Annotated in this window: 8 protein-coding genes; 4 read left to right on the forward strand and 4 right to left on the reverse strand. The window is 70.7% G+C overall.

Features of this window, described 5'->3' with window-relative positions; all coding sequences use genetic code 11:
* Together BZL64_RS42290 and BZL64_RS36955 are read right to left on the reverse strand one after the other, a co-directional pair.
* The coding region (locus tag BZL64_RS42290) for a helix-turn-helix domain-containing protein (RefSeq protein WP_425276109.1) at positions 1 to 955 on the reverse strand (955 nt) is incomplete at its 3' end.
* Between the two features lie 97 nt (positions 956 to 1,052).
* Positions 1,053 to 2,381, reverse strand: a complete 1,329-nt coding sequence (locus BZL64_RS36955; protein WP_086773379.1) for a M6 family metalloprotease domain-containing protein — start codon at positions 2,379 to 2,381, stop codon at positions 1,053 to 1,055.
* A gap of 310 nt (positions 2,382 to 2,691) precedes the next feature.
* Here BZL64_RS36955 and BZL64_RS36960 point away from each other — a divergent pair, with 310 nt between their 5' ends.
* Positions 2,692 to 3,339, forward strand: coding sequence for a TetR/AcrR family transcriptional regulator (locus tag BZL64_RS36960; protein ID WP_086773380.1), 648 nt, complete (start codon positions 2,692 to 2,694; stop codon positions 3,337 to 3,339).
* A 218-nt stretch (positions 3,340 to 3,557) separates the two neighbouring features.
* Positions 3,558 to 5,093 carry an MFS transporter gene (locus BZL64_RS36965; RefSeq protein WP_086773384.1) on the forward strand — a complete coding sequence of 512 codons (1,536 nt, stop codon included), beginning with the start codon at positions 3,558 to 3,560 and terminating at the stop codon, positions 5,091 to 5,093.
* Between the two features lie 27 nt (positions 5,094 to 5,120).
* On the opposite strand, the gene BZL64_RS36970 is transcribed toward BZL64_RS36965, so the two are convergent.
* Positions 5,121 to 5,630 carry a MarR family winged helix-turn-helix transcriptional regulator gene (locus BZL64_RS36970; RefSeq protein ID WP_086773383.1) on the reverse strand — a complete coding sequence of 170 codons (510 nt, stop codon included), beginning with the start codon at positions 5,628 to 5,630 and terminating at the stop codon, positions 5,121 to 5,123.
* 133 nt (positions 5,631 to 5,763) lie between these two features.
* On the opposite strand from BZL64_RS36970, the gene BZL64_RS36975 reads away from it, so the two are divergent.
* Positions 5,764 to 6,573, forward strand: coding sequence for a dioxygenase family protein (locus tag BZL64_RS36975; protein ID WP_190046522.1), 810 nt, complete (start codon positions 5,764 to 5,766; stop codon positions 6,571 to 6,573).
* Positions 6,574 to 6,590: 17 nt separating this feature from the next.
* On the opposite strand, the gene BZL64_RS36980 is transcribed toward BZL64_RS36975, so the two are convergent.
* Positions 6,591 to 7,109, reverse strand: coding sequence for a GNAT family N-acetyltransferase (locus BZL64_RS36980; protein ID WP_086773381.1), 519 nt, complete (start codon positions 7,107 to 7,109; stop codon positions 6,591 to 6,593).
* A gap of 204 nt (positions 7,110 to 7,313) precedes the next feature.
* Here BZL64_RS36980 and BZL64_RS36985 point away from each other — a divergent pair, with 204 nt between their 5' ends.
* Positions 7,314 to 8,309, forward strand: coding sequence for a sigma-70 family RNA polymerase sigma factor (locus BZL64_RS36985; protein ID WP_086773382.1), 996 nt, complete (start codon positions 7,314 to 7,316; stop codon positions 8,307 to 8,309).
* Positions 8,310 to 8,375: the final 66 nt, after the last annotated feature.

The raw sequence follows: 8,375 nt of genomic DNA on the forward strand, positions 1-8,375 counted from the left end.
CCTCACCAACTCCGGCCTGCCCGCCGAGATGCTCGACAGCCGGGACGCGGTGGCGGCCCTGCTGGCCGCACGCGCGCGGGCCGCCCCGCGCCCGGACGCCGACTTCGTACGCCGGACCGAGCGGGCGGCGGCGGACGGCTGGTCCCTGGACGACCAGCTGATCGAGCCGGGCCTGGTGGCGGTCTCCGCGCCCGTACGGGACCCGCGTACGGGACGCCTCGCGTGCGTCGCCAGCGTGGTCAGCCACACGAGCCGCCACACGGCGGCCGACCTGCGCGACACCCTCCTCCCCCGGCTGCGTACGGCCGTCGCGGAGATGGAGCAGGACCTGCGCCAGGCACAGCCCGCCGCCCCCGGTCCGGCGTACGAAGTCGGCGTCCGGGCGGACCTCCGGGGCGGGGGGTACCGCGGGGAAGGTGCGGTCCTGCGGGTCCGTCGCCCGGCGCGCGCGCCAGTGGGTCCAGTCGGCGTCGGTCCACTGGGTCGCGAACAGCGGGCCGGGCGCGGTGCGTTCGGCGGGGAGCAGGTCGCCGATGCGGAAGCTGAGGGACATCGCACGGCGGCGGGTCGCCTGGTGGATGAAGCGGATGCCGTCGCGGTCGGCGACCGTCAGCGACACCGACTCGTCGAGTTCGTCGGCGAGGGCGTCGGCGCGCCGGCCGAGGAGGGCGGGCAGGCGCAGTGCGGCCAGGTAGGCGTTGCCGAGTTCCATCACGTGCGGGGTCAGGACCGCGTCCCGGCCGTCCAGGCGGACGTATTCCATGCGTGCCAGGGTCGCCACGATCCGGTCGACCGTGGAACGGGCCAGGCCGGTGGCGCGTTCCAGGGCGCTCGCGCTCATCGTGCCGCCCGCCGCGGTCAGTTCCTCCAGGACGGCGACCCCGCGGATCAACGGCGTGACGGCCTCCTCCGGTACCTGGCTGTCCGGGGCGGTCGGGGTCGTCCTGGCGGGCATCGTCTCTCCGGTACGGCGGTCGCGGCTGGTCGCCTACGGTAGCCGCGCCCGAGTCCGGCGGCGTACGGCCACCGTGGCGCCGGGCGGCTGCTTGCGGCTACCTCCGGGTGACCCGCACCCGGTACGTCCCCTCCAGGTCCGCCGCCACCACGGAGATCCGCACCCCGCGCGCCGTGTCCCTGAACGTCTCGCCCGGCACGAGCGGCGCGTCCGACAGTTCGGCGTGGACGTTGGGGCTGCGCGTGCAGCCGCCGCTGTCGCGCTGGGAGTCGTGGACGGTGACCGGGCCCATGCCGGTGTCGATGTTCGCGTCGACCCTGTAGACGAGGACGCCGGGGCGGCACACGGCCTCGTCGTTGCCGCCACGGGTGCGCAGTTCGACGGCGTACCCGGCGCGGCCGTTGAGAGGGACGAAGACCAGCTTGGGGCCGCCCTGCTCGGCGAGGGGGGTGAGGGCGTGCTCGCTGGTGCCGGGCGCGGAGGCGCAGCCGATCTGGTCGGCGTCCAGCCAGCCCAGCTTCCATTTGTGCCAGCCGAGGAAGTCGTTGTTGGCGCCCCAGTCCTCGCTCATGATGTCCCAGTGGCCGACCGCGCCGCCGCCCTCCTGGGTGTAGAGGTCGGGCAGGCCGAAGACGTGGCCGTTCTCGTGCGGCAGGACGCGGTAGCCGGTGCGGTCGTAGGAGCCGGAGCCGTCGTCCTGGCGGGAGTAGACGAAGGACGCGTTCGCGACGGGGACGCCGTCGGCGACCGGGGCCTCGTGGTTGCCGGCGAACGTCACCGACAGGACCGTGTCCAGCGCGGAGGGGCCGGCGTTCGGGGTGACCAGCACGTTCAGGAGGTCGTACGTCCGGAAGTCGACGTTCGGGTCGGCGGCGGCGACGATGTCCTGGACCAGCTCGCGGTAGCCGGGGTCGAAGGGGGCGCCGCGCTCTATGCCGTACGCCCGGAACGGCTTGGGCATGCGCAGCCAGCCGGGGACGGGGGTCTCGGCGCGGTAGTCGAGGCGGCCGTAGGACGCGGTGTGGAACCAGTCCCGGGTCTGGGGGAAGAATTCGCGGAACCGGTCCTGCGCCTTGCCGCGGCCGGGCGCGTCCGAGAAGTCGATCATCAGGGTGAGGGCGCGGACGGTGCCCGTGGCGCGGGCGTAGCCGCCGGCCGTCGGGAGGCCCTCGGACATCTGGACGGCGGAGCCGGCGGTGATCAGGCAGGGGGCGAGGGCGGCCGAGCGGGCCAGCGAGATCGGTCCCGCGCCGGCCGGGGTCGGACGCGGTGCGAGGTGACCGGTGCCGGCCGAGGTGCTGACCGCGAAGGTCAGCGCGGTCACACAGACGAGGCCGGCCGTGCGGCGCCGGCGTATGCGTCGGCGGAGCGGCTCCGGAGGCGCGGCCTGCCGGCCTGCTCCGGGTCGCTCAGGCTGCGGCTGCATGCAGGAACCCTTCGCGCCAGGCAGCCACCGGTCACCGGCTGCACCCTGTTGATCACCCTCCTCGGGGGCGGGCGGGGGCGCGCGCTGGAGCGGCCGATCGTGGGTTACCGGGAGGTAGAGGCGAGGTCCGGAGGCCTGTGACCCAGGTCACGTGAAAAGAATCGGCCGCCGGGAAATAACCGGGGACCGTCTCCCCGTTTAGCCATGTGTCCGACCGAAACGGGGATCACTTCCCCGGATCGCGAACGACAGCGACGCCAGCAGCACCACCAGCACCATCCGTCACGTCATCGACCAAGAGGAGTACGCCGTGCAGACCGCAACCGCCCCCGCACAGCGCAAGGTGCCCAGGCCGCGCGCCGACGCCCTGCGCAACCGGGAGCGGATCGTCACCGCCGCCCGCGAGATGTTCGTCGAACTGGGCCCCGACGTGCCGCTCGACGACATCGCCCGCCGGGCCGGAGTCGGCAATGCCACGGTGTACCGCAACTTCCCCGACCGGGAGGCCCTCGTCCGCGAGGTCGTCTGCTCCGTCATGGACCGCACGGCCGAGGCGGCTGCCGAGGCGCTCGCCGAGACGGGCGACGCCTTCGGCGCGCTGGAGCGTTTCGTGCATGTTGCCGCCGACGAACGCGTCAGCGCGCTGTGCCCGATGATCGCCAGCACGTTCGACCAGAACCACCCGGATCTCGTGGCTGCCCGGATGCGGGGCGAACAACTCGTCGAGGAGGTCATGGAGCGCGCCCGGCAGGCCGGACAGCTCCGCGACGACGTCGGCTACGGCGACCTGATGGTCGCCGTGGCCCAGCTCAGCCGGCCTCCGGCGGGCACCGCCTGCCTCAGCGCCGACCGCTTCCTCCACCGTCATCTCCAGTTGTTCCTGGACGGACTGCGGGCCCCGGCCCGGTCGGTCCTGCCGGGTGCTGCCGTGACCATGGAGGACCTGCGCCAGGCCTGAGCCACCGCAAGCCACGTTGACCCCGGCATGCCACGTAGATCCCGGCATGCCACGTAGACCACCGCAAGCCATGTAGGCCACCAACCGCCGATCCGTCGATCTCCCTCGCCGATCTCTTCCAACGGCCGTCACCGTCGACGGATCGTCATCTCGCTCCGCCCGTTTTCTTTCACCAAGTCATGACATTTCCGTCACGAAGTTCCGAAGTGGGTACCTCCATGTCTGACACAGCCACCAAGGCTCCCGGCATCCGCCAGGCGGATCCGGCCCGCTGGAAGGCGCTGGCGTTCATCGCGCTCGCCCAGCTGATGGTCGTCCTCGACGCGACCATCGTGAACATCGCCCTGCCCTCCGCCCAGCAGGACCTGGGGATCTCGGACGGCAACCGCCAGTGGGTCGTCACGGCGTATGCCCTGGCCTTCGGCGGACTCCTCCTCTTCGGTGGCCGTATCGCCGACCTGTGGGGCCGCAAGCGCACCTTCGTCCTCGGCCTGGGAGGCTTCGCCGCGGCCTCCGCGCTCGGTGGCGCCGCCACCAACGAGGCGATGATGTTCGGCTCGCGCGCCCTCCAGGGCGTCTTCGGCGCGCTGCTCGCGCCCGCCGCGCTCTCCCTGCTCGCCGTGATGTTCACGGACGCCAAGGAGCGCGCCAAGGCGTTCGGCATCTACGGTGCGATCGCCGGCGGTGGCGGCGCGGTCGGCCTCATCCTCGGCGGATTCCTCACCGAGTACCTGAACTGGCGCTGGACGTTCTTCGTGAACATCCCGTTCGCGATCGTCGCGGCTGCCGGTGCCTACTTCGTCATCCGTGAGCCCGAGGGCGGCCGCAACCGCTCCCCGCTCGACATCCCGGGCGTCATCCTGTCGACCCTGGGCCTGGTGTCCCTGGTCTACGGCTTCACCCGCGCCGAGTCCGAGGGCTGGAGCGACGCCGTCACCATCGGCATGTTCGTCGCGTCCGCGGTGCTGCTGACGGCCTTCGTGGTCGTCGAGGCGAGGGTCAAGTCCCCGCTGCTTCCGCTGCGCGTGATCACCGACCGCAACCGCGGCGGCATCTACCTCTCGCTCGGCCTCGCGATCATCGCGATGTTCGGCCTGTTCCTCTTCCTGACCTACTACCTGCAGATCGTGAAGGGCTACACGCCGGTCAAGACCGGGTTCGCGTTCCTTCCGATGATCGTGGGCATGATCACGGGCTCGACCCAGATCGGCACCCGCCTCATGACCCGGGTCGCCCCCCGGCTGCTGATGGGCCCCGGCTTCCTGGTCGCCGCGCTCGGCATGCTGCTGCTGACCCAGCTGGAGATCGACACCTCGTACGCGGCCGTGCTGCTGCCGGGGATGCTGCTGCTCGGCCTCGGTATGGGTACGGCGTTCATGCCGGCCATGTCCCTGGCCACCCAGGGCGTCGAGCCGCGCGACTCCGGTGTCGCCTCCGCGATGGTCAACACCTCGCAGCAGGTGGGCGGCGCGATCGGTACGGCACTGCTGAACACGATCGCCGCGTCGGCCACGACCTCGTACATCGCCGACCACATCGGCAACGCCGGCACCCGCTCCCAGCAGCAGCTGGTCCAGCTGGAGGGCATGGTGAAGGGCTACACCAGCGCGATCTGGTTCGCCGTCGGCATCCTGGTCGTCGCCGCCACGATCGCCCTGACCTTCGTGAACGCCGGCAAGCCGGACATGAGCGCGGGCGCGGGCGCGGACGAGGACGCCGAGGACTCCGTCAGGGTTCCGGTGGTCGCCCACTGACGTGACGTGCTGTCCGGGCTGTAGCGGCTAGCGCAGCCAGGGCAGGTCGGCACCCGCTTCGTTCGGCTGAAGTCCCTCGGCGACGATCTCCATGATCTCGCCGAGGGACTTCTGCTGTTCCGGGGTGAGCCGGTCGAAGAGTGCGTTGCGGACGGCGGCCACATGGCCCGGCGCCGCGTTCCTCAGGACGTCGAGGCCGTCGTCGGTCAGCACCGCGAACTGGCCGCGCTTGTCGGAGGGGCAGTCCTCGCGGCGCACCCAGCCGTTCCTCTCCAGGCGCGCGACGGCGTGCGAGAGGCGGGAGCGGGTGATCTTGGCGTCCCTCGCCAGCTCCGTCATGCGCAGCCGGCGGTGGGGGGACTCGGCGAGCTTGACGAGGAGGCCGTAGTAGACGTGCGGCATGCCGGCGTCGCGTTGCAGCTGCCGGTCCATGTGGTCCTCGAGGAGGGTGGTGGCATGCAGGTACGAGCGCCAGATGCGCTGCTCCTCTGCGGTGAGCCACTGCGGCTCGTGAGCGGGTGAGGCTGCCTTCGTCATGTACTCCACTGTAAGGGCTCCATCCTTGAAATTTAAACAAGTGCGGCATACAGTGATGTGGAGTTGAGATTTAGAGTTCAAGTAAGTGCTGAGTCGAACGCCGTTCAGCCGAGCCGCCGAGGGAGTCGCCGCCATGTCAGCCGCCACCCAGGAGCGTGCCGTTCCGCAGGAGCGCATGCCCGCCCTGTATCTGAGCCACGGTGCCCCGCCCCTCGCGGACGACGCCGTCTGGCCCGGTCAGCTCGCCGCCTGGTCCGCCGACCTGCCCCGTCCCAAGGCGATCCTCATGGTCTCCGCCCACTGGGAGGAGGCCCCCCTCGCCCTCGGCGCGGTCGAGCCGGTCCCCCTGGTCTACGACTTCTGGGGCTTCCCCGAGCACTACTACCGGGTGCGCTACGACGCTCCGGGCGCACCGGCGCTCGCCGACAGCGTGCGCAAGCTGCTGCGCGCCCCCGGGATCCCCGTACAGGACATCCCCGACCGCGGCCTCGACCACGGGGCGTACGTCCCCCTCGTCGAGATGTTCCCGGCCGCCGACATCCCGGTCCTCCAGATCTCCATGCCGACGCTCGACCCCGTGAAACTCATGGAGATCGGCCGCAAGCTCGCGCCCCTGCGCGACGAGGGCGTGCTCATCGTCGGCTCCGGGTTCTTCACCCACAACCTGGCCGCGCTACGGCACACCGGCGGGGGAGTGCCCACCTGGTCCTCGGAGTTCGACGACTGGGGGCGGCACGCGCTGGAGAACCGGGACTGGGACGCCCTGCTGGACTTCCTGCACAAGGCTCCGGCCGGCCGGTACGCCCATCCGCGCACCGAGCACTTCGCCCCGCTGTTCGTCACCATGGGCGCCGCGGAGGTGTCCGGCGAGCTGGACGCGCAGAAGTCGGTGATCGACGGGTTCTGGCTGGGAATGGCGAAGCGGTCGGTGCAGTTCGGCTGACCCGTCGGCTCCGCCGGCTACAGGTCCCTCTCGAACCAGGCGACGTCCCAGTAGCGGCCGAACTTGCGGCCCACCTCGCGGTACGTGCCCACGTGCCGGAAGCCGAAGCGTTCGTGCAGCCGCACGGACGCTTCGTTGGGCTGGGCGATGCCCGCGTACGCGCGGTGCAGGTCCTCGCCGGACAGGGCCTCGAAGAGCGCCTCGTAGAGAAGCGTGCCGACTCCGCGCCCGCCGGCGTCCGGGCGGAGGTAGACCGTCACCTCGACGGAGGTCGCGTAGGCCTGTTTCGCACGGAAGGGGCTGGATGTGGCGTACCCCAGAATTTCCTGTGAGTCCGTGTCCGTGGCAACCATCAGCCGGTACGGGCCGTCTTCAGGGTGGGAGAGCAGCCAAGGGCGGCGCTCCTCCGGAGTGAAAATCGCGGTATCGAATGTGATCGGCGTCTCACGTACGTAGTGGTTGTAGAGGTCGGTGAGGGCCTCCAGATCCCCCTCGTTTCCCGGCCTGACCTGCACTTCTGTACGTTCCGACAGCATTCGTCCTCCTCCTGGGGCCCGACAGGGTACTGCATGATCAGAAAAATCGGGGGACGGGTTGGGAATTCTGTCCTGATTCCAGTCGTTGTTTCCATCGGATGCAGGGCACACGAGGAGAGTCCCGAGAGAGTCCCGGGAGGACCCGAGTCGGTGCACCGGTGTCCAAGGACCACCCGCTGACCCCACCATCGCAAGGGAGCACGCATGGCAACCCGTGCCGTCGCCCGTCGTCAGTCCGCCTCCGGCGAGACCGGCGCGGCAAGCAGCGCTCGCGTCCACGGCGGAGAGATCGCCGACCGCGATCTGGTCGGCATGTACCTCGACGAGATCGCGCGCACGCCTCTGCTCGACGCCGCCAAGGAAGTCGAGCTGTCGCAGATCATCGAGGCGGGTGTGTTCGCGCGGCAGATCCTCGACGGAACCGAGGAGTCCGAGGCCGACGCCTCCCGTGAGGAGCTCGAGGCGCTCGTCGCCGAGGCGGAGCGCGCCAAGGACGTCTTCATCCGTTCCAACCTGCGGCTGGTCGTCGCGGTCGCCCGCCGGTACCCGCGCAGCGGCCTGCCCCTGCTGGACCTGGTCCAGGAGGGCAACGCCGGCCTGGTCCGAGCGGTCGAGAAGTTCGACTACCGCAAGGGCTTCAAGTTCTCCACGTACGCCACCTGGTGGATCCGCCAGGCCATCACCCGCTCCATAGCGGACCAGTCGCGCACGATCCGGCTGCCCGTCCACCTCGTGGAGGAACTGGGCCGCATCCGCCGCGTGCAGCGGGAGTTCAACCGCGAGCACGGCCGCGACCCGGAGCCCCTGGAGATCGCGACCGAGCTGGGTTCCAAGCCGGAGCGTGTCATCGACGTGCTCGACTGGGCGCGCGACCCGGTCTCGCTGAACATGCCGGTCGACGACCAGGGCGAGACCCAGTTCGGCGACCTGCTGGAGGACACCTCGGCGGTCTCGCCGGAGCAGTCCGTCCTCACGCTGCTGCGCAGCGAAGAACTGGACGGCCTCATAGACCGCCTCGACCCGCGCACGGCCTCCATCATCAAGATGCGGTACGGCATCGACGACGGCCGCGAGCGCACGCTGACCGAGGTCGGCAAGGAGCACGGTCTGACGCGTGAGCGGATCCGTCAGATCGAGAAGCACGCCCTGATGGAGCTGAAGAAGCTGGCCCGGGACACCGGGTTCGAGGCGGCGGCGTAGGACGGGCCCGCACCCGCAGGGGTTCGTGTCCGGGGCGAGAGGCGTCCCGGACACGAACCCCTGCGG

Source organism: Streptomyces bobili, assembly GCF_002154575.1.
Taxonomy (GTDB): Bacteria; Actinomycetota; Actinomycetes; order Streptomycetales; family Streptomycetaceae; genus Streptomyces; species Streptomyces bobili.

Excerpts from the sequence above, each read along its gene's own strand:
- BZL64_RS36965 (WP_086773384.1), top strand. The coding sequence starts at position 3,558 with ATGTCTGACACAGCCACCAAGGCTCCCGGCATCCGCCAGGCGGATCCG.
- BZL64_RS36955 (WP_086773379.1), bottom strand. The coding sequence starts at position 2,381 with ATGCAGCCGCAGCCTGAGCGACCCGGAGCAGGCCGGCAGGCCGCGCCT.
- BZL64_RS36985 (WP_086773382.1), top strand. The coding sequence starts at position 7,314 with ATGGCAACCCGTGCCGTCGCCCGTCGTCAGTCCGCCTCCGGCGAGACC.
- BZL64_RS36980 (WP_086773381.1), bottom strand. The coding sequence starts at position 7,109 with ATGCTGTCGGAACGTACAGAAGTGCAGGTCAGGCCGGGAAACGAGGGG.
- BZL64_RS36970 (WP_086773383.1), bottom strand. The coding sequence starts at position 5,630 with ATGACGAAGGCAGCCTCACCCGCTCACGAGCCGCAGTGGCTCACCGCA.
- BZL64_RS36975 (WP_190046522.1), top strand. The coding sequence starts at position 5,764 with ATGTCAGCCGCCACCCAGGAGCGTGCCGTTCCGCAGGAGCGCATGCCC.